At 61.5% G+C, this 26,173-nt stretch carries 22 protein-coding genes and 2 pseudogenes; 15 read left to right on the top strand and 9 right to left on the bottom strand.

Features of this window, described 5'->3' with window-relative positions:
- The 5 genes and pseudogenes from HCU64_RS21060 to HCU64_RS21045 form a co-directional block, all read left to right on the top strand.
- Positions 1-1,038, top strand: a 1,038-nt coding sequence (locus HCU64_RS21060) for an oxalate decarboxylase family bicupin (protein WP_233386208.1), incomplete at its 5' end; no start/stop codon positions are given.
- A 1,238-nt stretch (positions 1,039-2,276) separates the two neighbouring features.
- A pseudogene (locus HCU64_RS25655) lies at positions 2,277-2,630 on the top strand (hypothetical protein); the annotation flags it as partial.
- Between the two features lie 9 nt (positions 2,631-2,639).
- Positions 2,640-2,924 carry a hypothetical protein gene (locus HCU64_RS25650; protein WP_442785995.1) on the top strand — a complete coding sequence of 95 codons (285 nt, stop codon included), beginning with the start codon at positions 2,640-2,642 and terminating at the stop codon, positions 2,922-2,924.
- A 4-nt stretch (positions 2,925-2,928) separates the two neighbouring features.
- Positions 2,929-3,633, top strand: coding sequence for an ABC transporter ATP-binding protein (locus HCU64_RS21050; RefSeq protein ID WP_233386222.1), 705 nt, complete (start codon positions 2,929-2,931; stop codon positions 3,631-3,633).
- A 12-nt stretch (positions 3,634-3,645) separates the two neighbouring features.
- A complete protein-coding gene (locus tag HCU64_RS21045) occupies positions 3,646-4,125 on the top strand; it encodes a CoxG family protein (protein WP_233386207.1) in 480 nt (159 codons plus the stop codon).
- Positions 4,126-4,423: 298 nt separating this feature from the next.
- Here the strand turns inward: HCU64_RS21045 and HCU64_RS21040 are convergent, their stop codons facing one another.
- The 4 genes from HCU64_RS21040 to HCU64_RS21025 all read right to left on the bottom strand — a co-directional run bounded on the left by HCU64_RS21040 (position 4,424) and on the right by HCU64_RS21025 (position 7,863).
- On the bottom strand, positions 4,424-5,140 hold the full coding sequence (locus HCU64_RS21040) for a haloacid dehalogenase type II (RefSeq protein WP_233386206.1): 717 nt from the start codon (positions 5,138-5,140) through the stop codon (positions 4,424-4,426).
- Between the two features lie 26 nt (positions 5,141-5,166).
- Complete coding sequence (locus HCU64_RS21035; RefSeq protein ID WP_233386205.1) at positions 5,167-5,937, bottom strand: SDR family oxidoreductase; 771 nt, start codon at positions 5,935-5,937, stop codon at positions 5,167-5,169.
- Positions 5,938-5,963: 26 nt separating this feature from the next.
- On the bottom strand, positions 5,964-6,935 hold the full coding sequence (locus HCU64_RS21030; protein WP_233386204.1) for a zinc-binding alcohol dehydrogenase family protein: 972 nt from the start codon (positions 6,933-6,935) through the stop codon (positions 5,964-5,966).
- Between the two features lie 76 nt (positions 6,936-7,011).
- Complete coding sequence (locus tag HCU64_RS21025; RefSeq protein ID WP_233386203.1) at positions 7,012-7,863, bottom strand: alpha/beta fold hydrolase; 852 nt, start codon at positions 7,861-7,863, stop codon at positions 7,012-7,014.
- A gap of 244 nt (positions 7,864-8,107) precedes the next feature.
- On the opposite strand from HCU64_RS21025, the gene HCU64_RS21020 reads away from it, so the two are divergent.
- Positions 8,108-8,728 carry a CGNR zinc finger domain-containing protein gene (locus HCU64_RS21020; protein ID WP_233386202.1) on the top strand — a complete coding sequence of 207 codons (621 nt, stop codon included), beginning with the start codon at positions 8,108-8,110 and terminating at the stop codon, positions 8,726-8,728.
- Positions 8,729-8,877: 149 nt separating this feature from the next.
- On the opposite strand, the gene HCU64_RS21015 is transcribed toward HCU64_RS21020, so the two are convergent.
- Positions 8,878-9,405 (bottom strand): YkgB family protein, encoded by a 528-nt coding sequence (locus HCU64_RS21015; RefSeq protein WP_233386201.1) that lies wholly within the window; start codon positions 9,403-9,405, stop codon positions 8,878-8,880.
- Positions 9,406-9,883: 478 nt separating this feature from the next.
- Complete coding sequence (locus tag HCU64_RS21010) at positions 9,884-10,987, bottom strand: NADH:flavin oxidoreductase (protein ID WP_233386199.1); 1,104 nt, start codon at positions 10,985-10,987, stop codon at positions 9,884-9,886.
- A 152-nt stretch (positions 10,988-11,139) separates the two neighbouring features.
- On the opposite strand from HCU64_RS21010, the gene HCU64_RS21005 reads away from it, so the two are divergent.
- Together HCU64_RS21005 and HCU64_RS21000 are read left to right on the top strand one after the other, a co-directional pair.
- Entirely contained in the window at positions 11,140-12,027 is an 888-nt protein-coding gene (locus tag HCU64_RS21005) for a LysR family transcriptional regulator (RefSeq protein WP_233386198.1), read from the top strand.
- Positions 12,028-12,123: 96 nt separating this feature from the next.
- Positions 12,124-13,104, top strand: a complete 981-nt coding sequence (locus HCU64_RS21000; RefSeq protein ID WP_233386197.1) for an AraC family transcriptional regulator — start codon at positions 12,124-12,126, stop codon at positions 13,102-13,104.
- A gap of 414 nt (positions 13,105-13,518) precedes the next feature.
- Here the strand turns inward: HCU64_RS21000 and HCU64_RS20995 are convergent, their stop codons facing one another.
- A complete protein-coding gene (locus HCU64_RS20995) occupies positions 13,519-14,433 on the bottom strand; it encodes a LysR substrate-binding domain-containing protein (RefSeq protein ID WP_233386196.1) in 915 nt (304 codons plus the stop codon).
- A 164-nt stretch (positions 14,434-14,597) separates the two neighbouring features.
- On the opposite strand from HCU64_RS20995, the gene phnA reads away from it, so the two are divergent.
- From phnA to HCU64_RS20960, 7 genes are all read left to right on the top strand, one after another.
- On the top strand, positions 14,598-15,869 hold the full coding sequence (phnA, locus tag HCU64_RS20990) for a phosphonoacetate hydrolase (RefSeq protein WP_233386195.1): 1,272 nt from the start codon (positions 14,598-14,600) through the stop codon (positions 15,867-15,869).
- 335 nt (positions 15,870-16,204) lie between these two features.
- Positions 16,205-17,521 (top strand): MFS transporter, encoded by a 1,317-nt coding sequence (locus tag HCU64_RS20985; RefSeq protein WP_233386194.1) that lies wholly within the window; start codon positions 16,205-16,207, stop codon positions 17,519-17,521.
- Between the two features lie 422 nt (positions 17,522-17,943).
- Complete coding sequence (locus tag HCU64_RS20980) at positions 17,944-20,808, top strand: ATP-binding protein (protein WP_325170006.1); 2,865 nt, start codon at positions 17,944-17,946, stop codon at positions 20,806-20,808.
- Positions 20,809-20,924: 116 nt separating this feature from the next.
- The gene (locus tag HCU64_RS20975; RefSeq protein WP_233386192.1) at positions 20,925-21,770 is read left to right on the top strand and encodes an extradiol ring-cleavage dioxygenase; all 846 of its coding nucleotides are present in this window, start codon (positions 20,925-20,927) and stop codon (positions 21,768-21,770) included.
- Positions 21,767-22,033, top strand: coding sequence for a hypothetical protein (locus HCU64_RS20970; protein WP_233386191.1), 267 nt, complete (start codon positions 21,767-21,769; stop codon positions 22,031-22,033). The genes HCU64_RS20975 and HCU64_RS20970 overlap by 4 nt, the downstream gene beginning before the upstream one ends.
- 57 nt (positions 22,034-22,090) lie before the next feature.
- Complete coding sequence (locus HCU64_RS20965) at positions 22,091-23,362, top strand: MFS transporter (protein ID WP_233386190.1); 1,272 nt, start codon at positions 22,091-22,093, stop codon at positions 23,360-23,362.
- A 20-nt stretch (positions 23,363-23,382) separates the two neighbouring features.
- Positions 23,383-24,189, top strand: a complete 807-nt coding sequence (locus tag HCU64_RS20960; protein ID WP_233386189.1) for an SDR family oxidoreductase — start codon at positions 23,383-23,385, stop codon at positions 24,187-24,189.
- Between the two features lie 217 nt (positions 24,190-24,406).
- Here HCU64_RS20960 and HCU64_RS20955 read toward each other — a convergent pair whose 3' ends face one another.
- Entirely contained in the window at positions 24,407-25,567 is a 1,161-nt protein-coding gene (locus HCU64_RS20955) for a sensor histidine kinase (RefSeq protein ID WP_233386188.1), read from the bottom strand.
- A 335-nt stretch (positions 25,568-25,902) separates the two neighbouring features.
- A pseudogene (locus HCU64_RS20950) lies at positions 25,903-26,172 on the bottom strand (response regulator); the annotation flags it as partial.
- Position 26,173 lies beyond the last annotated feature (1 nt).

Genomic DNA, 26,173 nt, shown 5'->3' with positions numbered 1-26,173 from the left:
AAGACCGATCACGGGACTCTGCCGAACCTGAAATGGTCGTTCGCCGACAGCCATATGCGGCTCGAAGAGGGCGGCTGGGCTCGTCAAACCACCATCCGCGAACTGCCGATCTCCAAGGCCATGTCCGGCGTCAACATGCGGCTCAAGGCCAATGCCGTCCGGGAGATGCATTGGCACAAGGAAGCCGAGTGGGCCTACATGCTGAAGGGCAAGGCGCGGGTCACCGCAATCGATCAGGACGGACGCACCTTCGCCGACGATCTGGGCGAAGGCGACCTCTGGTACTTCCCCTCCGGCATCCCGCACTCGATCCAGGGGCTGGAGAGCGAGGTCGACGGCTGCGAGTTCCTCCTCGTCTTCGATGACGGCGCCTTCTCCGAGGATTCCACCTTTTTGATCACCGATTGGCTCGCGCACACGCCCAAGGATGTGCTCGCCAAGAACTTCGGCCTTCCCGAGAGCGCGTTCGCCAACATTCCCGAGAAGGAACTGTACATTTTCCCCGCGCCGAAACCCGGCACGCTGGCCGGCGACAGATTGGAGGGCGCCGGTCCCGTGCCGAACCCGTTCGTCCACCGCATGACCGCGCAGGATCCCATTCGAACCAAGGGCGGTACGGTGCGCATCACCGACTCGTCTTTGTTCAAAGCCTCGAAGACGATTGCCGCCGCCCTCGTCGAGCTCGAACCCGGGGCCTTGCGGGAGATGCACTGGCATCCGAACGGCGACGAGTGGCAATACTACCTCTCGGGAAAGGGCCGGATGACGGTGTTCGGATCGGAGTCGAAGGCACGCACTTTCGATTACCAAGCTGGGGATGTTGGTTACGTTCCGTTCGCCATGGGTCACTACATCGAGAATACCGGCAGCGAGAAGCTGACCTTTCTCGAGATGTTCCGCAGTCCAAACTACGCCGATCTCTCACTGGCGCAGTGGATGGCCCTGACTCCGCATGCCCTCGTGCAAGCGCACACGAAGCTGGAGCGTGCCAACATCGACGGGCTGCCGACGCGCAAGAACCTAGTCGTGCCGGCGTAGTGGATCGAGGATCAATCTGAGGCCGTGCCGATAGTCGGCACGGCCACGCATCCGGGCGACGCTGCTCTTGACGGCTGGTGTGGCTGCCATGATCGCGATCCTCGCGGTCCGGTCCGGCGAGACGGCTGTTCGCCGTTCGGATGGCATCAGCGGCCCTTCTTGTAGAGCTTGCGCGCGATCTCGAAGATCTCCTCGTATTTAGCTTATCTAGGAGGACCCAATTTACTTTCCCTGAAGTGAAGTATGGTTTTGATACGTATTAGATTAATCTGACAGCGAAGATGCATGGCTTTGATTCGATGCATGCGCGCAAGGTGCAAGGTTAGTTGAGCTTCTGCGGCTTGTCCGCAATTGGCAATATCTTCAGCGGCTTCATAAAGAGCGTTTGCAGCATCTTCATCGGCTGCGACGGCCTTATTTAAAATCTCGATGAGAATATGCGCGGCGCGGTACAAGATGTTTCAATCTAGCCAAATTGCGCCAGCGAGCAACAAGCCGACCTCAGCGACGAGCAGTGTGCAAATGAGGGCGCTAATCCAGTGATATTCTGAGACGGGCTCGGTTGCCATCGCATATGATCCCAATACTCAGCAGTCAAGAAAACGCCTCGCAGGCCAATAGGACTGCAAGGCGTAGTCAAGGGAGGAAGAATCATGACGAACTAACCCAATTAACGCATCGGACATGCGTCAATGACGTGCGGTATTGTGTCAGCCTACACAAGAATGATCTTGATACCTTATCATATATTAGTTTTTGAGATTTAAATTTGGATCATTTTTACGTTGTAAGTTTATCGAACAGATCAACGTGACGATCCGCAAACAAGCTTGTCAATGTGCAAAAAAAACAGCTCAATCGCTTCGTGTCCGCATTGAGACGTTTAAAAAGCCGCCTCAACAGCGGGGATGAGCGCCAACAGGGCGGTATGGCCTAGCCGAACGCAGAACGACCGATCTTGGCATCTGCCCGCTACAGAGCGGTCCGTTGGGCGGGGACTGCGCCACGATACTGAGGACAAGTAAAGTTCTTCGATGATCAGAAACCAGCAGGAATCCGTTAATTGGTACGTTTCCGAACGCTGTGTTTGTAAGGGCAGCAGTCTGGGCCAAGACTAACATGAGTGAGCGAGCACGCGCCGGCTGTGTGTCAAGGTTGAGAGATATTGGTCTCTCAAGGCTGGTTCTTTCACCTAGCTCCGTAGCCGTTCGGCTTCCTGGGCGCAGCATCCGCCCGACATGGCTCGCTACTTCTTCATTGTAGGATGCACGCTTGCCTTCAGCATTCCGGCTGCAATGGTGCTCGCGATGCTCTGGCGGCGGACAGGACCTCGCCAGGGTGAAGCAGGCCCGTTTTGCGCATCTCGGCATAGCGCGCTCGTATCAGATCACGAACGTCTTCCCTCGGCTCACCGCACACGAGAACCTGCGCACGGCTCTCCAGGCTTTCCATGGCCGGTATGCGTTCTGAGTCGCCGGGACGCGCTCAAGGATCTTTCCGATCGGGCTGACGACCTGCTCGATACCGTCGGCCTGGGTTCGCGCAGGGACCGCACGGCGTCCGCCCTCGCGCACGGTGAGCAGCGGGCGTTGGAAATCGGCATGGCGTTGGCGGCCGATCCGAAGCTGCTGCTTCTCGACGAGCCGACCGCGGGCATGGGTCCCGAGGAAACCAAGGACATGGTCGCGCTGCTGCGGCGCCTCGGGGACGAGCGCACCATCCTTCTCGTCGAGCACAAGATGAAGATGATCCTGGGGCTGAGCGAACGCGTTCTCGTCCTCCACCATGGGCGTCTGATCGCCGACGGCACGCCCGCGGAGATCCAGGCCGACGCGGAAGTGAAGCGCGTCTACCTCGGCCAGACCGGCGGATACGGACATGCCTGATCCCATGCTGGAGATCGAAAATCTCGAGGCTTGGTACGGCGCGAGCCATGTCCTTCACGGGGCGTCGCTGAGCGTGAGGGAAGGGGAGATCCTGTCTTTCATCGGCCGCAACGGGGCCGGCAAGACGACGACTATGAAGGCGGTCATGGGATTGCTCGGGCGGGCGGCCGGCCGGGTCGTCTTCCGCGGCCGGAGCCTCCTCGAACTGCCGGCCCACTCCCGTTTCGCTCTCGGCCTCGCGTACGTTCCCGAAGACCGCCGCATCGTTCAGGGCCTGACCGTTCGCGAGAATCTGCGTCTCGGCCTTCTTCAGGCACCCAAGTCGATAGACGAGGCTGAAGCGATCGAGAATGTCGCCAGGACGTTTCCTCGATTGGCAGAGCGCCTGGATCAGACGGCCGTTACCATGTCCGGCGGCGAGCAGCAGATGCTTGCTATTGCGCGGGCGATGATCGCGCGCCCCAAGCTGATCCTCCTCGATGAGCCATCCGAAGGGATCATGCCTGTTCTCGTCGAAGAGATGGGCACACTCTTCCGTAGGCTTCGCGAGACCGGAACCACCCTGCTGCTCGTGGAGCAGAACGTCGAGTGGGCTCTTGGGCTTGCGGACCGCGCTGTCGTCATCGACCAGGGCGCGATCGTCCACGAGTCCAGCGCCGCCGAGTTGCTTGCGGATCCCGTCACCCAGGACCGCTACTGCGCCGTTTGAGGAGACACGATCATGGATATCGATGGCGAGTACAGAATTCCGGTTGCGCGGGACAAGATCTGGGAGGCCTTGAACGATCCGGAAGTACTCAAGCTCTGCATCCCCGGCTGCAAGGAGCTCAGCCAGGATGCGCCCGGAGAGATGTCCGCGAAAGTCGCACTCAAAGTAGGGCCGGTGTCGGCAACCTTCTCGGGGAGCGTCAAATTCGAGGATGTCAACGCTCCGAACGGCTACACACTAGTGGGCCACGGCAACGGTGGCATGGCAGGCTTTGCGAAGGGGAGGGCGGTCGTGAACCTCGTCGAGGAAGGGCCGGAAACTCTGCTGAGATACGAAGCGAAAGCCGAAACGGGTGGCAAAATCGCTTCGCTCGGGGGGCGTTTGCTGCAATCGACGTCGAGAAAACTGGCTGACCAGTTCTTTGGAGCTTTCGCTAACTATCTGGGCGACCATCCGGTTGGAAGGGCCGACCCGACCTCGCAAGCCGTTTGACGAGCGTCGGTGTTGGCTTTTTTACCCAGATGCCTCGGGGCAGACGGACTGCTTACGGCCCAAAACACTACGGAGCTACGTGCAACAAGGCACAGGTCCAGGCTTCAAATGAGGCTTCCGCCATCTAGGTCAATTTGGCTGACGCTTCAGAAACGCGCCGAGACCGCCAATACGAAACTAATCATATCCGCAACCTTCTATGAAAATGCAGTGTTTGTCGTCTGCTTCGACTTTCCGGTTGAGTTCGCTGATTTTCGGTTCGTAGCAACGTGTGTAAACTTAAAGAACGAATTGTCTGCTAAATTTTTGAGGTGCTCGCGTCGCGACCGAAAAAACAACTGAGCAGTCCGCCGAGAGTATCGATTACTTTCACAGGCGCTAGATCGGGATACTCATCCGGCTGATGTGTGCGGTTCACCCACACCGGCACGAAACCGTAGGCTGCCGCTCCAGCCACATCCCACCGATTTGAAGACACGAACACAATCTCACGACTATCGAACCCAAGCCGTTCGACCGGTAGGTCGTAGGCGCGCGAACTCGTCTTGAAGACCCCCGCCGCATCGACCGACAACACCGCGTCGAGGTGCACGTGAAGCGTCGCGCTTCGGACCGCAATGTCGAGCATCGCCGTGTCGCCATTGGATAAGATCGCGGTCTTGAGGCCCTGTGCCCGAAGTCCGTCGAGGGTCGCAGGCACTTCCGGGTAAGCGTCCAGTCTTCGGTAGGCTTCCAGAAGCGCCGACCTCAAAGACAAATCCACATTCGGGTGGCGGGCCAACGCATAGTCGAGCGCCCGCTCCGTCAATGTCCAGAACGCCGTGTAGTGGCCAGACAGAGAGAGAACCCAGGAATACTCGAGTTGCTTCTGACGCCAGGTGTCCGATAACGACCTCGCGTCCGGCCCGACCGATCCTGCATGGCGCTGCACGGCTGAATGGACATCGAGCAAGGTGCCGTAGGCGTCGAAGACGACGGCGCGAGCGCCGATCAAGGCATCGGGCGTGGACATCATGGCCTCCTCGGACAGTAGGGTTGAACTCAGACCGACCTGATCTCACCGCCGTCCATGCGGAGCACGGTCCCCGTCATCCAATGAGCCTGCGGGGAGACGGCGAACGCAATCAGGTCCGCGACCTCTTCCGCAGCTCCGAAGCGAGCGATCCCGACCTGTCTTAGGAAGCCTTGCTTCGCCTCCTCGATGTCGACCTTTTTGGCCTCAGCGGCTCCCTTGAGCATCGCCGTGCGGCGGTCGGTCATGATCGCGCCGGGCGACACGCAATTGACCTGCACGCCATCTGAGATGCCGCGATCCGCGAACGCCTTGGCCAAGGCTTCTATGCAGGCGTTGATCGCGCCCACAGCCGCAGCGGCAGCCTTGGGCGTCACGGCGGCGTTGCCCGACATGAACGCGACAGCACCCTGGGACGCCTTCAGCGCATCCCACGCGTGAACGGTGAGGCGTCGCGCACCGTGAAGCTTGAGTTCCAGGCCCGAATGCCACTGCTCGTCCGTCATCTGAAAGACATCGAGGCCTGGAACCGCACCGGCAATGTTGACCAGCGCATCGATGCGCTCGAACGCAGACAGTGTCTGCTCGACGACAGCCGCCGCCGCACTCGGGTCGGAAAGGTCGAGGTCGATCACCAAGGCTTCGGCCCCAGCCTCCCTCACGGCTGAAGCCGTCTCTTCCAGCTTGGTGCGATTGCGCGCCACCAGCACAAGCGCCGAAAAGTCACGGGCCAGGCGCATCGCCGTGGCTCGACCGATGCCTTGGCTGGCGCCGGTCACGATGGCTACCGTCTTCTTCATCTCGATCTCATTCGAGCCGATCAGGCTTAGTGCACGACGACCATCTTGCCGCCGGCGGCGTTCGCTTCCATCAGGCGCTGCGCCTCTCGGACCTCGTCGAAGCCGAAGACCCGCACGGGCTTCACGTCGAGACGCCCGGCAGCCGCGTCCTGAGCGATCTGCCCGAGCGGAACGTCGGCGAGCGGGAATCCCGGCGTGCCGAACACGAAGCTGCCGAAGAAGGTCAGGTAGACGCCGCTCGGCATCTGCAGCAGCGGGTTGAAGTCCGGAATCGGGTCGAGTCCGCCAAGCCAGCCGGCGAGGCACGAACGACCTCCGCGACGGAGCACCGCGAGGGAGTCCAGCACCACGCTGTTGCCGACGAGATCCAGAACCGCGTCGAACTGCTTTACATCGGAGACGTGCTTGGACAGGTCCGGCCGCTCGATCTCGCAGCGCTCGGCACCCAGCGCCTTCAGCTTGGCAAATCGATCGGGACTGCGCGTCGTCGCGACGACCCGTGCGCCGGCGTTCGCCGCCATCTTCAGGGCAGCCTGCCCGAACGACGAGGTCGCCCCACGGATCAGAAGAAGCTGCCCCTTCTGGATATCGAGGTTGCGGAACAAGCAGGTCCAGGCAGTGGCGTAGGTCTCCGGGATGGCGGCGAGTTCGGCCCAGGGAAGGTCAGCCTCGATCAGGGCGACGTTGGTTACGGGAGCGCGCGTGACTTGGGCGTAGCTCCCATTGATCGTGCGCCCGAGGCCGCCCATCAGCGCCGCCACCTTGGCGCCGACCGCAAACTCGCCGCCCGGACACGACTTGACGATGCCGACGCACTCGATCCCCGAGACCGGAGCCGCCTCTGCCCACTCACCTCGCCGCATGTGGACTTCGGCGTGATTGATTCCGAAGGCCTTGACCTCGATGACGACGTGCCCGTCCAACGGTTCGGGTTCGGGGATATCCCTGTAGTTCAGGACCTCGAGGCCTCCGAAGCCGTCCAGGACGATCGCGCGCATGGCGGTGTTCCTTGGTGCTAGGCGCCGTTCGAGCGCGAGGGTGCCGGGACGCGCGCGAAGCGCATTTAGGCTCTGGTCAGACGAGGAAAGTTCGGATTGCCCCGGCGATCTCGGCCGCATGGGTCTCGAGCGCGAAGTGGCCGGTCTCGAGGAAGGTCACCTGCGCGTCCGGGATATCGCGACGGAAAGCCTCCGCTCCCGCCGGCAGGAAGAACGGATCGTTGCGGCCCCAGACCGCGAGGAAGCGCGGTCTGTGGGTACGGAAGTAGGCTTGGAAGGCGGGATAGAGGGCAACGTTGCTTTTGTAGTCGCCGAATAGATCGAGCTGGACCTCGTCAGCGCCGGAACGGCTCAGATAGTGGTTGTCGAGTGAGTATCCGTCCGGCGAGACCAGCGTCGGGTCGGGAACGCCGTGGGTGTACTGCCAGATCGTCGCCTCCGGCTTTAGGAAGTCGCGAAGCGCGTCTCGGTTGGTCTGCGACGCATCCTTCCAATAGGCCCTGATCGGGTTCCAGCCGTCGCTCAGCCCCTCCTCGTAGGCGTTGCCGTTCTGCGAGACGATGCCCGTGATCCGATCCGGATGCTCGGCGGCGATGCGGAAACCTATCGGCGCGCCGTAGTCGAAGACGTAGATCGCGAACCGATCGAAGCCGATCACCTCGGTGAATCGGTCGATCACGGCAGCGATGTTGTCGAAGCTGTAGGTGAACCGATCCCGCGCCGGCATGTCTGAAAGGCCAAACCCGGGAAAGTCCGGGGCCACGAGGTGGAAACGGTCGCTCAGCAACGGGATGAGCTCGCGGAACATGTGCCCAGCGCTCGGGAAACCATGAAGCAGGAGCAGCTTCGGCGCATCGGAGCGCCCCGCCTCTCGGAAGGCGATCCGGAAGCCGTCGACATCCACGGAGCGATAGCGGACCTGGGCCATGACATCTCTCCGTAACCGCCCGAACTCAAGTTGGGAGGTTATACCTGCGTAAAATAACCTGTCAACATCCTTCGGAGCGGTTATGGTCGATTTTGTCGAATGAGGACGTGCCCAAGATCTCGGATGCGCGCATGCGAAGGCCGTTCGTCGGACTCTCGGCTGCACGTTTCTAACCGGGACGATGCAATCTGTTAGGTTAGGCGCCATATGAGGTGAGACCACTTGCGGCTCCCAAGGCCATGGAATGAACCTTCACCACACGCCCGCGATCTTCGTGGCCGACGCGCCGGGCCTGGATTTCCTCAACTCGATCGCGACGCCCGTCGACACGCCCGTCGACTGGATCGGTGATGGCGAGGGACTCCTGGACTGGCTGGAACAGGCCGGCCTCGTATCGGCGGAAGCAGTCGCGGCCGTCCGAGACCGTGCGACCCCGGGCGAACTTGACGACGTTGCTGCTCAGGCTCGCCAGCTGAGGGCGTGGTTCCGGGGTTTCGTCGAAGACCGCAGAGGCCGGGTCCTCACGTCCGATGATCTAGCCGAGCTCAAACCGCTCAACCGGCTCCTCGAGCGGGGGCAGAGCTTCAGCCAGATCGTCTCCGAAATACGCGACGGCGTCTCCGGCCTGGCGTTGCAGACCGCGCGCCACTGGCGCACGCCCGACTCCCTGCTTCAGCCGATCGGCGAGGTTCTGGCCCGGCTCGTCTGCGATGAGGACTTCACCCACATCAAGGCGTGCCAGGGCCATGACTGCACGTTGCTGTTTGCAGATCACACCCGCGGCCGGGCACGGCGGTGGTGCAGCATGGCGGTCTGCGGCAATAGGGCTAAACAGGCCGCCCACAGAAGCCGCCTCAAGCCCTAGCTGCAGACCGCAATCGCGTTGCCCGCCGACCTGCAGCGGCAATCCGATCCTACGGTAGAAGTGCTTTGGTTGCGCGCAACCGTATCTGACGAAGGTCCGGCCAGAGCCTACCCCTGAACCCAGCCGCATGGGTCGAGGGGCGGTGTATGTCATGCCCTATGCGGCCGGTCTGCGAGACGACCGTGCGCTTCGTCGGAAACCGCGATCGCCCGTGTCACATCCTGCCGGAGCAAGTAGACCGAAACGGCCAGCAGGACGAGATCTTTAAGGAGGAAGGCGGCGTTCATCGCCATTGCGGGAAATCCGCCGGCGCCTGCGTCCCAGGCATCGGGCACGAACGGTAGGATCGTCAGGGTAGAGATGAAGGTGGCCGTCGAGCCGAGGGCGCCCAGTACCCCCAGCTTCTTGTTCCAGAAGCCTAGCAGCAGGAGCGTGCCGAACGTCCACTCCGAGGCTCCCAGGAAAATGGCCGTGCCGCGGATGCCCAGGACCGGGATAGTCCAAGACGTAAAGGGGCCGTGTGTGATCAAGGGAAGCAATCCCCTGATCTCGGCCTCGAACCATTTGTCGTACCCGAACCAAGCGAAGATGACGACCATTGCGGCTCGGAGCAGGTTATAGTCTAGGTCGCGCCGGAGCAGGCCCGAGTTAGCCAGTTTGTCGATGAGGAAGTTCATGGTGCTCTCCGTGGTGTTACGTTCGGTGCACCTTTCCTAGCTATAGGATGTGATACTATGAATGCTCAAAATGACTTAAAATATGCCACATAGTCTCATTGCGGTTTGATGTGCGCTTGTTGGGGCGCCCCAGGGGGTTGATTGGGTACGCGGAGAAATAACGGCAACTCGGCCAGGTGAGGCCAGGCCCGACGACAGCCCCGTCGGACAACACCTCAATGCCGCAAGCCGCCTTCAACCCAGGGCGCGACGCAATAGTGAGGACCAGACCGAGCGGCCAGTCGGGGTAGTCGATCATTGACGCCAGACGCACGAAGGGCCGCCGTGGGAATGGCGACCCTCAAAGGGAATCATTGGTTTCGATTGTGCGGCAGGCCCTTGGTCGCCCGTTCAGCGTGCGTGCCTAGATAGAGCTGAGCTGGCGCTTTTGGGCCTCCCGGGCCCGCGGGCACTGGATCTCGATCCGCAACCCAGCCGGTCAGGAGGCGAACTCGCGCGCCTTGATGTCGGCAACGGGCCCGAGAATGGAGGGATCGAACAGCGCCAAGTCCCGACCCGCACTGAGCCGACGGGGTAGGTCCGGATTCGCGAGCGCCCCCTTGCCGAACGCGACGACGTCTGCCCCGGACTCAACGGCTGCCTCGGCCTTGGAGACATCTTGAAGCCCCCCGTTGGCGATCAACGCGAGCTTCGGGGCGTAGCGGCGCGCGAAGGTTACGAGACTGTCCTGCCTGCCATCGAAAGCAGGCTTCCACGCCTCTTGCTCGGTGACGTGGATGTAGTCGACACCGGCGTCCGCGAGTGTGCCGAAAACCACTTCCGCGTCCCGCTCGCGACCGGCCCATTTGTGGGTGAAGTCGTTGACCTTGCCCTGCGAGATTCGGATGCCGACCGGCACGTCTTCGCCGACCTTCGCGCGCACGGCTTTGAACACCGCCACCGCAAACGCGGTGCGCGCGCGGGTGTCGCCGCCCCAGCGGTCGTTTCGCCGGTTCGTGTGATCCGTCAGAAACTGGTCGATGAGGTAGCCATTAGCGCCGTGGATCTCGATCCCGTCGAATCCCGCAATGGCAACGGCACGCTCGGCGGAGGCAGCGAACCCGTCGATCGCCTCGACGATCTGCTCTTCCGTCATGGCGACCGGTGCCGGGTAGGCGCCGTTGCCGTAGTAGAACGCCATCTGGCTGCCACGGGGCTGGATAGCCGAGGGGCCGACGGTGCCGTCGCGGAAGCGATTGCCTTGGCTGATCGCGCCGGCATGCATCAGCTGCGCGAAGAAGCGTGCGCCGTGCCGATTGGCAGCCTCGACGACCGGTCGCCACGCCAGGGCCTGCGCTTCGTCGGCCATGCCCGGCTGATAGCGGTAGCCCTGCGCGAAAGCCTGGTCCGTGTAGGTGCCCTCAGTAATCAATAGCCCGAAACCGCCCTGGGCGAAGCGCGCGTAGTAGCGGGCCATCCTCTCTGTCGCTGTACCGTCCTCATTTGCGCTCACCCTGGTCATCGGGGCGACCGCGAAGCGGTTGCAAAGAGAGAGGGCGTTTATATCGACCGGCGTGAAGAGGGAGCCTTTGGTCGTGCTCATAATGATCTGACCTTGTCGTTCAACACGCCGCCTACCGCCGAAGTGGCGGCCGGTTGCGCGTCAAATGCTTCAATGGACGAAAGCTAGATTTGCCTACGTCCCCGCGGTAGCGAGGTCGGACGTTAAGGATCTTATCGTGTAGTGATATGGTGATGGATCTAACGGACGTCGCCCTCTTCTGCTCCATCGTCGCGGCCGGCAGCCTGTCTGCCGCGGGTCGACGATCCGGCCATTCGCCGATGGCGGTCAGCCGCCGCTTGGCCGCTCTCGAGGAAGAGCTCGGGGTTCGCCTGCTCCATCGCACGACCCGGACGATCGCCCTGACGGCAGACGGCGAGACGTTTCTGCCGCTCGCTCAATCCATGCTCGACGCGAAGGCCGCCGCCGTCGCGGCCTTCTCGGAGCGCCACGAAGGCCTGAGCGGGGTCCTGCGCGTGACCGCGCCCAACCGGATCGGGCGGGCCCTCGTGGTCCCGCAGGCCGTCCGGCTCATGGCCGAGAATCCCCTGCTTCATGTGGACCTGATACTCAGCGACAGCATCGTCGACATCGCCGCTGCCGGGATCGATGTCGCGCTGAGGGTCGCTACCCTGCAGGCATCCGAACTTGTCGCCGTGAAGCTCGCCGACAATCCGCGCGTCCTCTGCGCCGCGCCGAGCTACCTCGCGACACACGGGCGTCCGGAGCGGCTCGTCGAGATCGACGAGCATACCTGCTTGACGCTGCACGCGATGGACGGGTGGCCCTTCACCGTCGGCGAGAAACCCATGTCGAAGCGGATCGGCGGCCGCTTGGCGGCCAACAGCGTCGACACGCTCCGCGGCGCCTGCATTGCCGGCGCCGGTCTGGCGCTGCTGACGTACTGGGATGTGGCGCGGGACCTGGATGACGGGACGCTCGTCGCGGTGACTTTGGAGGATGCCGAGCCCGAATTGCTTGCCATCTGGGCGGTGCTGCCGACTCGGCAGCACATGCCCGCTCGGGTGCGCACGTTTCTCGAAGTCATGAAGCAGGAACTGGCCGCCCACATTCGGTCCTGAGGAGGATCGGAACCGGTTTACAGGCCCCGGACGAGCTGATTAGTGCGGAAAACAAGCAGTATTCCGCCCCATCGTTTCAAGCCAGAAGAACCCGCCATGGCAACTCACGAGGACTGGCTCAGCCGCCTGCTTGCGCTCGTCCCTGTCCGTGGACGCCTCGACATCTACTGTACCTACGGCGCCCCTTGGCGCATTGACCAAGCCAGCGCCGCGGTCGGCGAGATGGCCTATCACGCCCTGGTCGCGGGATCGGCCGTGCTCGAAGATCCCACGGGTGGCCCACCGCTGCGTCTCTCGGCCGGGGACATCCTTCTTCTCCCGAGGCGGGAGGACCACGTCCTCCGCGATGGCAGCGGGGCGCAAGCAGGGCCGTCGCACACACGGGCGGCCGCCAACCTGTTGATCAGTGAGAACGAGGGTCCAGGCGAGCGGTTGGACATGCTCTGCGGGCACTTCGTGCTCGCGCGTCCCCAGGAACGCCTGCTGCGGGACTACCTGCCTCCACGGCTCGTGGTGCGAACGGGCGAAACGGCAGCGACAGCCACATCATCCGGAACCCGGGACGTGTTGAACGGCCTCGTGTCGCTGATGCGCCATGAGGCGGTCTCTGATGGGTTGGGGGGCCGGGCCATGTTGGATGCGCTATCGACGGCGCTGTTCACGCTGACCCTGCGCCTCGCCAGCGAGGCAAGGGAGAGGCCGGTCGGCTTGCTTGCCCTGGCGGGCCATTCTCGCCTGGCTCCGGCACTGTCAGCCATGTTCAACGAGCCGGGCCGCCAGTGGACGCTGCCCAAGCTCGCCCGCCTCTGCGGCATGTCCAGGGCGACCATGGCGCGGCAGTTCCAGGAGAAGTTTGGCCAATCTGCCAGTGAACTCCTGACGGACGTTCGCATGACGCTGGCGGCGAACGACTTGCGCAAGCCGTCCGCGAGCACGGGAGCTGTTGCGGAAACCGTCGGGTACCAGTCTGAAGCCGCCTTCCAGCGCGCCTTCAAGCAGCGCATGGGCATCACCCCGGCACAGTGGCGCCGGGGCATGCAGTCTGCAGAGCTGTCCGTCCCATCACTCCCATCGTGAGGACAGCGTCGCTAGGGGATTGCGGCGGCAGGCCCGCGAAGAGCGGACCGAGCCCCTCCGCCATACTCCGGTGCGCCAGGACGGCGTCCCGCAAGCGCTGGTACGACAGGTTTCCACGGCGGCTTTCGGGAGCGTTGCGTTCTCGGCTGGATGGCCGGGATGGGCGCGAAGCAGCCGAGGTGAACCGGCGAACGCGGCCTGTCTCCTCTCAAACGCAAGAAAAGCGGACGTGCGTCTAACAACGCTCTGACCCGAACTGGCGAAAGCGGCATCATCCCCACCAGCCCCACCATCTTGACCACGAGGGCCTCCGTGGCCGCGATGCGAGCGGCTTAACAATGAAGCCTCCGACTGTTGACCGCCGACCAGCATTTTTCAGAATGCGTTGCGTTATCAGACTTCATTTATAGGGGCCTAAGCGCCTCGCTGCTCACCTTCGGCGCACCTACATTCGTCCTCAAGCCATGATATAAAAGCCTGGGATTCTGTCGTTTCAGGTTTGAAGGCCAAATAGGCGAAGTACGACTCGCCAGGATAAAATATATCCGGGAGAGGACAACGAAGCTGGTATTGATTTATGTTGTCATAGAAGAGCTGCCGGGGCGCAATAGTTGACCCTAAACCGTCGCGCACTGCGTGGAGAGCGACATTCAGATGATCGAAGCGATGACCGCCTTCGATCAACGGACTTCCCAACCCCGCTCTCTCGAACCAAGCCTCCCAGTCGCCCGGCCGGCTTGAGGAGGCAATAGACTTGTGCTTTCGCAAATCGGCCGGCTTTCGGATGGGCGTTTCTTTCAGAAGAGAATTTGCGCTGACCGGTGTCAACTTTTCTTCAAATAGAAACTTCGCGGATCCAACACGTGTGCCCCCCTTCGAGAGTTGGCCTCGACTGATGACGACATCGTTTTGTGAGAAATCTGGTGTCTGGCCGGTCAAACGTGTTGCGATCCATACGGAGAGTTTTGGGTGTTGCACCTCGAATTTCTTGATGCGCGGGAGAAGGAAATACATCGCGAAGGTCGCAGGTGCTTCGACGGAGATGACTTTGCGCGAGCGATCTCTCCGAACGTAGTCACATGCCGCGCCCATCTGTCGGATCGACTCTATCACCCTGTCCGCAAGGATCTTCCCATACGGCGTGAGTTGCAGCGTGCGACCCTGGCGAGCGAAGAGACTCTGCCCAAGCCAAGCCTCCAGCGAAGCAATCTGCTTGCTCACAGCGCCATGAGTAACGCCGAGGCGCCTAGCCGCGGCTTCCAAGCTGGGCGATTGGGCAGCAACAGCAAACGAGCGGAGGGCGTTGAGGGGAAGTTCACGTTCGTTCAAGTCGCTGTCCTCCGCTTGCGCTGACGCATCGCCACGCTGAAGCAATCTGTTCCTTTTTCGCACATTTAGGTGCGCTTTATTCGATTGATTATCACATATCAACTGACACTAATATACCGCTTAGAGGCCAGGTCGCGAACCGGTCGCCAATATTGGATCAAGATATGTCGCAGACATCCTCAGCCCCTGATTTGCATGCGGCGACGCACGTCGAGGCTAACGGGCGCACTTACGCGTTGCCGAAACAACCCGTAATCGTAATCTGCCTTGACGGCTTCGATCCCGAATACCTGGAGAAGGGGATCAAAGACGGGACTCTGCCTACGATCGCAGCGATTCAGAAAACGGGATATTTGGGAACTGCGCTAGCGTCTTTGCCCACCACCACAAACACGAACAACACTTCGATCGTCACCGGCGTGCCTCCGGCAGTGCACGGTATCAACGGCAACTATTATCTCGATGCCGAGACAGGCGAAGAGATCATGGTGACGGATGCCCGCCGCCTTCGTTGTGGGACTATCCTCGGTGCGGTGAGCAGGGCGGACGTGAAGACCGCCGTCGTGACCGCCAAGGACAAGCTTTTGAAGGTGCTAGCCTACGAGATGGACGGCATCGCCTTCTCGTCCGAACAGCCAGACACGGCCGACCTGTCGGCGTTGGGTGTATCGGGAGGCGAGGAGCTTGTCGGCCGAAGCAGGCCCGACCAGTATTCCGCGGATCTCTCGCTTTTCGCCCTCGATGCTGGGATCAAGCTACTCGAGACCACTAAGCCGGGGCTGATGTATCTTTCGACCTCGGACTACGTTCAGCACAAGTACGCGCCAGGCGAAGCTGAATCGAACCGCTTCCATGGCGAAGTAGACCGCCGGATCGCACGGATGATCGAGCTCGGCGCGACGGTGGCGCTGACGGCCGATCACGGCATGGCCGACAAGTCCGGCGCCGACGGCCAGCCCAATGTCACCTACGTCGAGGATGCTTTGAACGAGCACTTCGGATCGGGAAGCGTCCGAGTGATCTGCCCGATTGCCGATCCCTTTGTGCGCCACCACGGCGCGCTCGGTGGTTTTGTGCGTGTCCACATGCTCAAGCCAGGCGACACAAAGGCCATGATGAGCTTCGCCCGCTCGCTTCCTGGCATCGAGCTGGTGCTCGATCGGGCAACCGTGTGCGAACGCTTCCAGCTTCCACCGGATCGCGAGGGGGATTTCGCGGTGTTCTCGGATCGGGCAACCGTCGTCGGCGCACGACGCGAGGACCACGACCTCTCGGCCCTCGGAGATCACCGCCTACGCTCTCATGGGGGCATCGGGGAACAACGGGTGCCCTTCCTGCTGTCGCGGCCACTCAAGCCCGAATACCAAGAACGAGCGCAAACGGGCGTGCTTCGCAATCTCGACGTCTTCGATTTTGCTTTGAATGGCATTGGATAGGCGACAGGCCGCGATCCGATCCGAGGTGGGCATCCGTCGCCCGCCTCGTCGACCATAGCATTTCCACAAGAGCAGCTTGTCGACCATCTTTCAATAATTGTGACAAGCTGATCGTTATACATTTCGCAAATTGCGACATCGCGATCTTAATATAGTGTCATATTTTGATCAAGTTCAAATAATCGAATTTTTAATTGCGGCCATATTGTCGTTTTTCTGAGAAATTTACGTCGTTATACGTCGTCTCACTTTGTTCGCCGCGCGTGGCGACACAAGAATCTAGAAAACAAAATCATAAGAAAAATAACGCCGGGGCTGAGCCATGGGAGAAACGAATGAACAGGCCGATAAGCCAAAGTCCGTCTAAACTGATCGGCGAGCCGGTTTCGACCAAGGCGCAGGTGGGTTATCGAGCTATTCAATGGCGAATGCTGTTGATCGTGATGTTCTGTTATCTTTTTTATTATACGGGTCGCCAGACGCTCGGATTTGCGATTCCTGGAATTCAAGCTGAATTCAATGTGAGTAAACAGCTTATCGGCTGGGTATCTGCCGGGATGCTTTGGGGCTATGCTATCGGTCAAGCGATAAACGGCAATCTCGGCGACAAGTACGGCGGTCGAAGGATCGTTACAGCAGGTGCCATCTCATCGAGTCTGATGAATTGGGTGGTGAGCTTTTCTGTCGGCTACAAGTCTCTCCTGGTGAGCTGGTGGCTCAATGGATATTTGCAAGCGCTGGGATTTGCGCCAGGCAGTCGTATTATCTCGAATTGGTGGACAAAAGCTGAGCGCGGGAAAGTCTACGGATTATACCTGTTCGCAGCAGGAATGTCGTCTGTCGTCACCTATGTCCTGGGACTGCTGGTCGTAGACACATTTCATCTCGAATGGAGATGGGTCTTTCGTCTTCCCGTCGTATTGCTGATGGTCGCGGGAATTGTCTTCTATTTTGTGGTTCGCGACAATCCAGAAGATATGGGTTTTAAACGCGAGGTCGATGCGGATGCGGAAAAAGAATGTGCTGCGGACGCATCCGATGCAGAGCCGGAAAGCTCGAGGGAGCGTTACAAAGCGATCCTATCAAACTTAAAAATCCATATCGGCGGAGTTGCACTGGGTTTCAACAATGCCGCTCGATACGGTCTCGTTGTCTGGGTACCAGTACATTTTCTGGAGGCCACAGCAAAATTGGGCGAAGTCACGGGTCTCAATGCACGGTGGATCACTGTCGCGCTCCCAGTCGGTATGGCATTCGGTGCGCTTTCGAATGGGTGGATCTCTGACCGGTTTTTCGGATCAGTGCGCTGGAAGCCGATTGCTCTGTACATGCTGTTGGCAGTAGGCGCGACGGCCGTGATGTATACTCTACCGATCTCAAGCATTTGGGCGATAGTCGTGCTATTTCTTTGCGGATTTTTCGTCTACGGACCGCATGCGACCTTTTGGGCTCTAGTACCGGATCTTGTCGGACGTCAACGGGCTGGAACGGCAACTGGCGTCATGAGCACTTATTCCTATCTGTTTGCCGGACTCGCCGAGCCCGCTATCGGTCATTTGCTAGATATCGGGCACAACACGGCTCTTGTATTTATAGTTGTCGGAACGTGTTGTGCTCTGAGTGGAACATGCGCGGTTTTGATTAAACGATAGAAGAAGGCCTTGACGTACGGCGACGTTGTCGTGGTCGTTCGCCTGTTTCGCGACATAGCTCGGCGTTTGAAACTGAAACCTGATGACATGCAGTTGGTGTGAATGCCGCAATCTTGCACCGTCTACTTAACGCGCAATTTTCAATGAAATCCTTCTGATTTTGTTCGGCCAACGCCAGGTGAATGTCGTGCGTCAGCTGCTTAAATATGACACCCCGAGAGCAGTCCAGCAGGTAATCTCCCAACTCGGTCTTCAGCCTCCCAACATCGATGTTCGCTTCCGGGCCTGCAATCTAAAGCCCGGCACTACTAGGTTGGGCGCTCAGCCGCCCGTCCGGGTTCGCCGGTCGGAACGTTCTCCGAGTACCTTTGCTGGGGGCGGCACATCGAGACACCGGCGAGTAGTGCCGTTACGTTCGTCGGATGCGAGCACGCGCGCCTTTGTCTGTTGAACTAGGCCTCTCCAACGGGTTGGGGCACCGGTTTGGATGCCACTATATCTACCCGGAGATGCGCATCCTCGTGAGGGGGGGCCAACGAGTAGAGTTGAGGGCACGCGCTTTTGATCTACTGTGCGTGCTCGTCGAGGCCCGCGGCAGTCTGGTTGGAAAAGACGAGCTGATCGAGAAGGTCTGGAGCGGGGCGGTCGTCGAGGAGAACAATCTCCAGGCGCAGATCTCTGCGCTCAGGAAGGCGCTTGGACCCGACAGGGACTTGCTCTCGACCGAGTTCGGACGCGGCTACCGCCTTCTGCCCGGAACGGACGCGATCGAGGGGCAGGCGCAGCTCCCTGCCGAGCCGCCGCAGCGCGCTGCGACGTGCACCCTGACGAACCCCATCACGAGCCTGATCGGCCGATCGACGGAGATGTCGGAGATCGAGGGGCTCCTGGGTCGCGCCAGGCTCGTGACCATCGTGGGACCGGGAGGCGTCGGCAAGACGCGACTCGCCAACGAGGCCGGTCGTCGGCTCGTCCCCGCGTTTCCTGACGGCGTGTTCCTGGCAGAGCTCGGCAAACTGTCCGAGGACCAACTCGTCTGGCCGACGATCGGCGCAGCGCTCTCCATCCCGGCTTCGGTCCTACGTCAGCCCGGTCGGCTCAGGAGCTATGTCGAACACCGCCGCATCCTGTTGGTGGTCGACAATTGCGAGCATGTCGTGGAGGCGGTCGCCGAGGTCTTGGCGAACCTCCTGCACGTCAGCGCGAATCTGAGCGTCCTTGGTACGGCCCAGGAGCCGCTCGGCATGCCGGGAGAGCACGTCTTTCGGCTGGGTCCGCTCGCGGTGCCGCCCAAGACCGTGCGCGAAGCGAGCGAGGCGCTCGGACATCCGGCGGTGGAGCTCTTCGTGGAAAGGGCAAAGGAGAGGGCCCGCGAATTCCAGCTTCTGGACGCCAATGCCTGCGATGTCGGTGAGATTTGCCGACGGCTCGATGGAATCCCGCTCGCCTTGGAACTCGCGGCGGCCCGGGTTGCCGCGCTCGGCGTGACCGGCGTGCTCACCGGATTGGACGATCGATTCAAGCTTCTGACCGCCGGGCGCAGAACGGTTCTGGCCCGGCACCGGACCCTGCGCAGCGCGGTAGACTGGAGCCACGACTTGCTCAGCCCAGAGGCGAAGCGGCTGTTCCGGCGCGTGGCTGCATTTCCGGCGGCCTTCACGGCAGAAGCCGCGCATCAGGTCGCGGCCGGGGACCTGGACGAGCAATGGCAGACGGCAGACTTGATCGGCGAGCTTGAGGAAAAATCCCTCCTTCTCGTCGATGCCGTGAGGCCGGAACCCCACTTCCACATGCTGGAGACGATCCGCTTCTACGGGCTGGAGAAGCTTGCCGAGAGCAACGAGGTCGAGGGGATCGCCCGTCGGCACGCGAGCTTCACGGCCGCGATGTCCGAGGAAGCCTCCGTCGATTGGCGGATCTTGCCCACCGAAGACTGGCTGAACCGTCACGCAACCGGCCTGGACGATATCCGGGCCGCCCTCGACTGGGCGCTTTCCGCGTCCGGCGATGTCGACCTGGGCGTCACGATCCTCTCACAATCGGCGCCATTCTGGATTCAGCACTCCCAACACGACGAAGGCCAACGCCGGATCTCCGAGATTCTTGGCGGGATCGCGATCCAGGGTCCGATCCATTCTCAGGCCGAGATGGCTGCCCAGAAGGCGCTCGGCGCCTGCCTGACATGGGCGAAAGGCCCCGTTGCGGAAACCAGGAATGCCTGGAGCCGTGCCCTCGAACTCGCCGCGGAACTCTCCGACGTCGAAGTCGGGCTCCAGGCTCATTACGGATTGTGGCTCTTTCATCTGCGTTGCGGCGACTATGCGGGCTCACTTCGCCATGCACGAGAGATGATGGAGCAGGCCAGTCTTGGACACGACCGTGAGGCCTTTGCCGCCGGACAGCGTATCGCGGGTGTCTCCCATCACTTCCTGGGCGAGCATGCCGAGGGACGCCGCCTGATCGAGACGTCACTCGGATGGTACGATCGGCATCCTCCGGTTCAGCGCTTTCGCTTCGGTCTCGACCAACGCGTCGCCGGGCTCGCCTTCCTGTCGCGCATATTCTGGATCGAAGGTCAGTTCTCGACGGCCATCGACGTCGCGCGTGATGCCTTGGAAAAAGCGCGCGCTCTCGACCACGCCTGCACGCTCTGCTGCGCGCTCGCCGAGGGGTGGTGCATGGTTCATGCCCTGAACGGTGACGAGACAGCCGTCGAACGCGCGGCGCCGCTGCTCGTCCAGACCGCGAGCCGGCATGGTCTCGGGTTCTGGAAAGTGTACGGCGAGTTGTTTATGGCCTGGGCCACGACCGGCAACGACGAACATCCGCAAGGCCGCATCGAGCGTGTCTTCGCGGCTGCCAGCGGCATGGACTTCGATCCGCTCTATTCGACGCTCATCACGGATCTGCTCATCAACGCCGATGTCGATCATCCCGCCCGCGAAGCGTTCTTGCGACTGGCCGAACGCGTCGACGACGGCCGAGACGAGGCACACTGGGCCTGGCCGGAATTTCTGCGGGTTCGCGCGCAGATCACCGATCCCACTCCGGCCTCGCGCGAGCGCGAGCTGAGGCGGGCTCTGGACATCGCCGAACGCCAGGAGGCCCCCGCTCTCGGCCTGCGGGTCGTGTTCGATCTGGTGAAGCTTCTCACCGATCATGGTCGTCGGGACGAGGCACGCGTGCTCCTCGAACCATACCTCGACCTGTTCCCGAGCGGAGTGTCGTCGCGGGACTGGCGGGCGGCTCGAAGCTGGTACGTCTCGCGACTCTCCGATGCGGACTGAGCCACCTGCTTTTTCAGGAGTCTGAAACGAAGCGCCAAAGACTCCAAACCCCATAGCTGTGAAACGCATCTGTCTCCCGTTGCCGCACGCCCCGTGCCGGCCGGTCATGAAAGCAGATGCTCTTGGCGGACGTCGTCGCAGCTTATGTCGTGCCGCATACTCCAAGCTTCGTGGCCGAGGTGAAGGCGAATGGAGAGCGTTCCGAAACGGCGCGCCTCTTCGGCGAGATCGGACACCATCTGGCAGCGGCACGCCCGGACGTGGTCGTCTCCATCAGCAACGATCATTTCAACACGTTCTTTCTCGACAACTGGCCCACCTTCGCGATCGGGCTGGCGGACCGTACGGCCGGACCGAGTGACCAGACACCGGAGATGCCCTGGTACGAGGTCAAGGTCGCCTCCGATCTCGCCCGGCATCTCCTCGGCCACCTCGTCGCGGACGAGTTCGATGTCGCGCGCTCGCTGGAATTCCAGCTCGACCATGCGCACCTCGTTCCGCTTCACTTCCTCACGCCCGAGATGTCGGTTCCGATCGTCACGGTCTTCATCAACTGCATCGTCCCGCCCCTTCCGAGCAGCCGCCGTTGCCACCGCCTGGGCCGCTCGCTGGCGGAGGCGATAGCGCGTTGGAGCAGCGAGCAGCGGGTCGCCATCCTCGCCAGCGGTTCACTGAGCCTCGAGATCGGCGGACCCCGCGCCTTCGAGAACAAGACCTTCGGCGTCCCCGACCCGGACTGGGCGAGTTGGGTGCTCGATCAGATCCGGACCGGACAGATCGAGACCCTGATCGAGGCGGCGAGCCAGGAACGGATGCTCGAAGCCGGGAACGTGGCCGGAGAGCTCCTCACCTGGATAGCCGCGCTCGGCGCGGTCGGCCCGGCCACGCCCGACATCCTCGTCAATCAGCCGGAACTGGGCAACGCCTTCGCGGCCTGGACCCCGAAAGGGGTCGACCAATGAGTGCCTATCACGTCGAGAAGCTCTGTCGCCGCATCCTGCATGACGCCGCCTTTCGGGCGCGGATGCAGTCCGAACCCGCGGCCGCGCTGGCGACCGTGCCGCTGAGCCTCGGGGAGCGGGAGGCGGTCCTCTCCGGCGACGTGGGCTGGCTCTACCGGCACGGCGCCTCGGCGTTTCTGCTCCTGATCCTCAGCAGGTTCGAGATCTGCGGGCTCGCTCTTCCGGTCTTCAACCGACGCATGCGGGCCGAAATCAAAAACTGAAGCCGCACCATCGGCGGACAACACGAGCGATCCAGCGAAGACTGGACGGGAGGACGCATGACCCAGGCAGGTGACGGTCGTATCGGGCCCCTTCAACGACGCGTGCTGACCAGCAGTTTCATCGGTTGGATGTTCGATGGTTTCGAGACGAGTACCCTCATCCTCGTCGGCGGCGCGGCCATCGCCTCGCTCATCCCGAACGCAGGCCCCGATGAAGTGAGGCTCAGCATCGGCACCGCATTGAGCGCCACGCTCGCCGGTTGGGCGGTCGGAGGGGTCATCGGAAGCATCTTGGCGGACTATGTCGGCCGCAAGAAGATGCTGATGATCTCGATCGCCGGCTACTGCGCTTTCACCGCGCTGACGGCCGCCAGCTATTCGATCGGCGCGTTGATCACGTTGCGCTTTCTCACCGGGCTGTTTCTCGGTTCCGAATGGAGCACGGGCACGGCGTTGGTCGCCGAGACCTGGCCGGACCACGCCCGAGCGAAGGCGCTCGGAGTCATGCAGTCCGGCTATGGGTTCGGCTTCTTCCTGGCTGCGGGCTTGTGGCTGTTGATCCAGCCGCTCGGACCCGAAGCATGGCGCTTGATGTTCGTGATCGGCGTCCTGCCGGCGATCGCCCTGATCTACATCCGTCGCGAGGTCGGTGAATCGAAGCTCTGGCAGGAGGCGGCTGCAGAGCGGCGATCCGCATCGATCAAGCGGGACTTCACCGTGATCGAGTTGCTTCAGGACCGGGAAGCCCGTTCGCGAGCGATCGCGACCCTCGTCATGGCTGCCGTGACCGTGTCGGTCTTCTACGCGATCAGCGCGCTCACGGGCCCCTTCATCGGCGCGATCGCCGCCAAGGAGGGCCGCCACGCCGCGACCTGGGCCAGCATAAGCGCCCTCGTCTACAATGCAGGAGCCATCGTCGGCTACATCTCGGCCGGTTTCCTGGCCGAGGCGCTCGGACGCAAGCGGTACATGTCCTGCGTCTTCGGAGGCGCCATTCTATCCGGCATCCTGATGTATTTGGCTCCGCCGGCATTGTTGCCGAGTTTGATCGCAGTCTTCATCCTCGGAATATTCACGCTCGGCGTGTTCTCATGGATGCCGATCTATCTGCCCGAGCTGTTCGCGACACGCATTCGGGCAACGGCTTCAGGAGTCGTGTTCAACCTGGGCCGCCTTGTCGCCTTTCCTCTGCCTGTCCTGACCGCATTTATTTTCTCCAGTCTAGGCGGATACCAACCTACCGTCCTGGCTCTTACTTGTCTGTATTTTCTTTCTCTGGCCGCACTCTACTTTCTGCCGGAAACCAAGAATACACATCTTCCGAACTAGTCGAAAACAAGGGAATTGTCATGGAACTCGGCATTACAGGCCGCGCAGCCATTGTCACTGGCGCCAGCACCGGCATCGGCTTCGCAGTCGCGGAAGAACTCGTGGCGAACGGTGCCTCCGTGCTAATCGTCGCGCGAGACCACAACCGGCTCGAAGCCGCCGAGGCGAAACTCCAGCAGAAGAGCCACGCAAAGGTCGCCTCGCTCGCGATCGACGTTGCCAGCGCCGCGGCAGCCGATCGGATCGTGGATGCAGCCCTCTCCGCCTTCGGCTCTCTCGATATCCTCGTGAACAATGCCGGCCGTGCGCATGCCGGCGGCTTGATGACCTCGTCCGAAAGCGATTGGGACGAGATGACGATGCTGAAGCTCGTCTCGATGCGCCGCCTCTGCAAGGCCGCCATCCCGCACATGAGTGAGAAGAGATGGGGCCGCATCGTGAACATGTCTTCGATCGGCGGGATCTATCCGAACCCCAAGCTCTTCGTCTCGCATGTGCTCAGCGGGGCAATCAACAACCTGACGAAGTCGCTCGCGCTGGAAGTTGCGTCCGCAGGTATTCTGGTCAACGCGATCGGGGTCGGCGCAGTCGCAACGGACAACTGGGCCAACAACATGCTTCCGGCCGTCCGCCGCAATCGATCCGAGATGGCTGGACTCAGCGATGACCAGGTCCTCGCCCGGGTCGGCGCCGAGATGACGCCGATCGGCCGTGCCGGTACGCCCGAGGAAATCGCCGCCATCGCTGCTTTCCTGGTGTCCAGCCGGAATGGATTCGTCACGGGGGACACGATCGAGGCATCCGGCGGAGCGGATCGATTCATGTAGATCGATACAAATATTGTTGTCGGCTTTGTCAAAGTCTAACTGTTCGGCAGGGGCGCACGGCCGACGAAACTTCGGCAAAACAAACGTCTGGTTTCAGGGAAGCTTTGGATCGCCATCTGTTACGCATATGGGCACCAAGCTTCTGATCCGAGCAGTGCAATAGGTTAGACATGTCTTTCAGGAGGAATTTTGCCTAAGTGATTCTTTAACTTCTCGATCAAAGCATACCAACAGGCAGGCTTATCATGATGTCGAGCCCGTGCGGTTCCCATCGATAGATGATCTTCCCTTGGAATTGTCCCTCGACCGTACGGTGGATCAGCTTTGATCCGAAGCCCTTGGCGCCGCGGGCGGCCGGTACGGGGCCGCCTCGCTCGGACCATTCGATCTGGAGCATCTCGGCCAGGCTCCACGAGACCAGCAGTTTGCCGTCCGGATGCCCGAGTGCGCCGTACTTTGCGGCGTTCGTCGCCAGTTCATGCAACACTAGCGAAATGCCGGTGATGGCCCGCGGCGAGATGAGGACGTCATCCGATCCCGCCAGCATGAACTTTTCGGTGCCATCCTGGACGTACGGCGCGAGCAATTCACTCACGACCTGCTTGAGCGGCACGTCGGTTGGGTCTGACACCTCCGACTGGGCCAATCCCGGCTGAACCAGTTCGTGCGCCCGGCTGAGGGCATAGAGGCGCCCTCGGATCGCTTGGGCGTAAGCTTCGACACTCGTCGCGGATCGCGCGCTCATCAGGAGCAGAGAGTCGATCAAGGTGAAAACGTTCTTCACTCGATGGTTCAATTCGCGAAGAAGGAGGATGCGTTGCTCCTCGGCGCGTTCCCTGGCCACTTCATTGCGCGTGCGCTCGATGGCAATCGCGGCGGTCCGCGTGACCATGCTGATGACTTCGAGGTCGCGTTCCGTCGGCTCCCTCGGCTCACGGTAGTAGTTCGCGAAAGTCCCGAGTACGCGACCATCGGCGGCGAGGATCGGCATGGACCAGCAGGCGCGAAGGCCATGGGCAAGCGCGATTTCTCGGTAATCGGCCCAGTGCGGATTGGTGGCGATGTCGGTGGCGATGACGGGCTCGCCCGTGAACGCTGCGGTACCGCACGAGCCGACGCCAAGTGCGACCGGGATACCGTGGACGGCAGCGTTGTACTCTGCGGGCAGACTCGGTGCAGCGCCTTCGAAAAGTTGCTTGCCGTTTTCGGAGGTCACAAGGATCGATGCGAGCATCTCACCATGCGACGGCGCCTCGATCATCAGAATGATGTCACGCATCACATCCGTGAGGGCGCCACCCGCCGCGACGCGCGTCAGGATCTCACGCTCGGCGGTCAGCAGATCGGACGAAACCGAGCTGGGTTTGATGTGATTCATCCGAGCATCTCGCAGGCGAAAGCCGGATGCTAGCCGGACAAAAGCGGAAGGGTCTGTTTACAGGAATTCTAAAAGAAATGTCACGTTCGAAGCCTCGATCCCGATAACCTACCGTGCCACTTCGGACCGAGGCATCGGCTCGTCTGCTCAGACGGCAATCGTCAGCCCGACATCGGAGCCGGAGGCGACCAATCGTTCTCCGGATCAGGCATGCCGGAAGCAGCTTCGGCTGGGACACGATCGCGACCTTCACCGGTTGGAATCTCAGTAGTCGAAACACTAATCAAATCGGCATCCGCCACGACCACCGTCCCAGGGCCTGCAGTCCGTCGGCGCTCGCGCAGAACCCTCGCGAGTTGCTCGGCCAAATAAGGCTTGTGTAGCAACTCGAACCCTTGGGCTCCGTCCTGCGCGAGGGCATGACTATAGCCTGAAGCGAGGATCACCGGCAGGTCCGGCAGACGGCGCTCCAGATCCTTGGCCAAGGCTATGCCGCCCATGCCTGGCATCAGGACGTCGGAGAACACCACCTCGAACCCGTTCCCGTCGACCCCGAGCCTCTCCAGCGCCTCTTCAGCGTTGGCGACCCACTCGGTCCGGCAACCG

This window comes from Methylobacterium sp. C25 (assembly GCF_021352225.1).
GTDB lineage: Bacteria > Pseudomonadota > Alphaproteobacteria > Rhizobiales > Beijerinckiaceae > Methylobacterium.
The sequence above is the reverse complement of the archived record's forward strand: the minus strand, read 5'-3'. Positions and strand labels throughout refer to the sequence as shown.

What these genes read in the sequence shown, in the direction of transcription:
- HCU64_RS25650 (WP_442785995.1), top strand. Translation starts at nt 2,640, where the DNA reads ATGGCGTTGGCGGCCGATCCGAAGCTGCTGCTTCTCGACGAGCCGACC.
- HCU64_RS21050 (WP_233386222.1), top strand. Translation starts at nt 2,929, where the DNA reads ATGCTGGAGATCGAAAATCTCGAGGCTTGGTACGGCGCGAGCCATGTC.
- HCU64_RS21045 (WP_233386207.1), top strand. Translation starts at nt 3,646, where the DNA reads ATGGATATCGATGGCGAGTACAGAATTCCGGTTGCGCGGGACAAGATC.
- HCU64_RS21040 (WP_233386206.1), bottom strand. Translation starts at nt 5,140, where the DNA reads ATGATGTCCACGCCCGATGCCTTGATCGGCGCTCGCGCCGTCGTCTTC.
- HCU64_RS21035 (WP_233386205.1), bottom strand. Translation starts at nt 5,937, where the DNA reads ATGAAGAAGACGGTAGCCATCGTGACCGGCGCCAGCCAAGGCATCGGT.
- HCU64_RS21030 (WP_233386204.1), bottom strand. Translation starts at nt 6,935, where the DNA reads ATGCGCGCGATCGTCCTGGACGGCTTCGGAGGCCTCGAGGTCCTGAAC.
- HCU64_RS21025 (WP_233386203.1), bottom strand. Translation starts at nt 7,863, where the DNA reads ATGGCCCAGGTCCGCTATCGCTCCGTGGATGTCGACGGCTTCCGGATC.
- HCU64_RS21020 (WP_233386202.1), top strand. Translation starts at nt 8,108, where the DNA reads ATGAACCTTCACCACACGCCCGCGATCTTCGTGGCCGACGCGCCGGGC.
- HCU64_RS21015 (WP_233386201.1), bottom strand. Translation starts at nt 9,405, where the DNA reads ATGAACTTCCTCATCGACAAACTGGCTAACTCGGGCCTGCTCCGGCGC.
- HCU64_RS21010 (WP_233386199.1), bottom strand. Translation starts at nt 10,987, where the DNA reads ATGAGCACGACCAAAGGCTCCCTCTTCACGCCGGTCGATATAAACGCC.
- HCU64_RS21005 (WP_233386198.1), top strand. Translation starts at nt 11,140, where the DNA reads ATGGATCTAACGGACGTCGCCCTCTTCTGCTCCATCGTCGCGGCCGGC.
- HCU64_RS21000 (WP_233386197.1), top strand. Translation starts at nt 12,124, where the DNA reads ATGGCAACTCACGAGGACTGGCTCAGCCGCCTGCTTGCGCTCGTCCCT.
- phnA (WP_233386195.1), top strand. Translation starts at nt 14,598, where the DNA reads ATGTCGCAGACATCCTCAGCCCCTGATTTGCATGCGGCGACGCACGTC.
- HCU64_RS20985 (WP_233386194.1), top strand. Translation starts at nt 16,205, where the DNA reads ATGAACAGGCCGATAAGCCAAAGTCCGTCTAAACTGATCGGCGAGCCG.
- HCU64_RS20980 (WP_325170006.1), top strand. Translation starts at nt 17,944, where the DNA reads ATGCGAGCACGCGCGCCTTTGTCTGTTGAACTAGGCCTCTCCAACGGG.
- HCU64_RS20975 (WP_233386192.1), top strand. Translation starts at nt 20,925, where the DNA reads ATGCTCTTGGCGGACGTCGTCGCAGCTTATGTCGTGCCGCATACTCCA.
- HCU64_RS20970 (WP_233386191.1), top strand. Translation starts at nt 21,767, where the DNA reads ATGAGTGCCTATCACGTCGAGAAGCTCTGTCGCCGCATCCTGCATGAC.
- HCU64_RS20965 (WP_233386190.1), top strand. Translation starts at nt 22,091, where the DNA reads ATGACCCAGGCAGGTGACGGTCGTATCGGGCCCCTTCAACGACGCGTG.
- HCU64_RS20960 (WP_233386189.1), top strand. Translation starts at nt 23,383, where the DNA reads ATGGAACTCGGCATTACAGGCCGCGCAGCCATTGTCACTGGCGCCAGC.
- HCU64_RS20955 (WP_233386188.1), bottom strand. Translation starts at nt 25,567, where the DNA reads ATGAATCACATCAAACCCAGCTCGGTTTCGTCCGATCTGCTGACCGCC.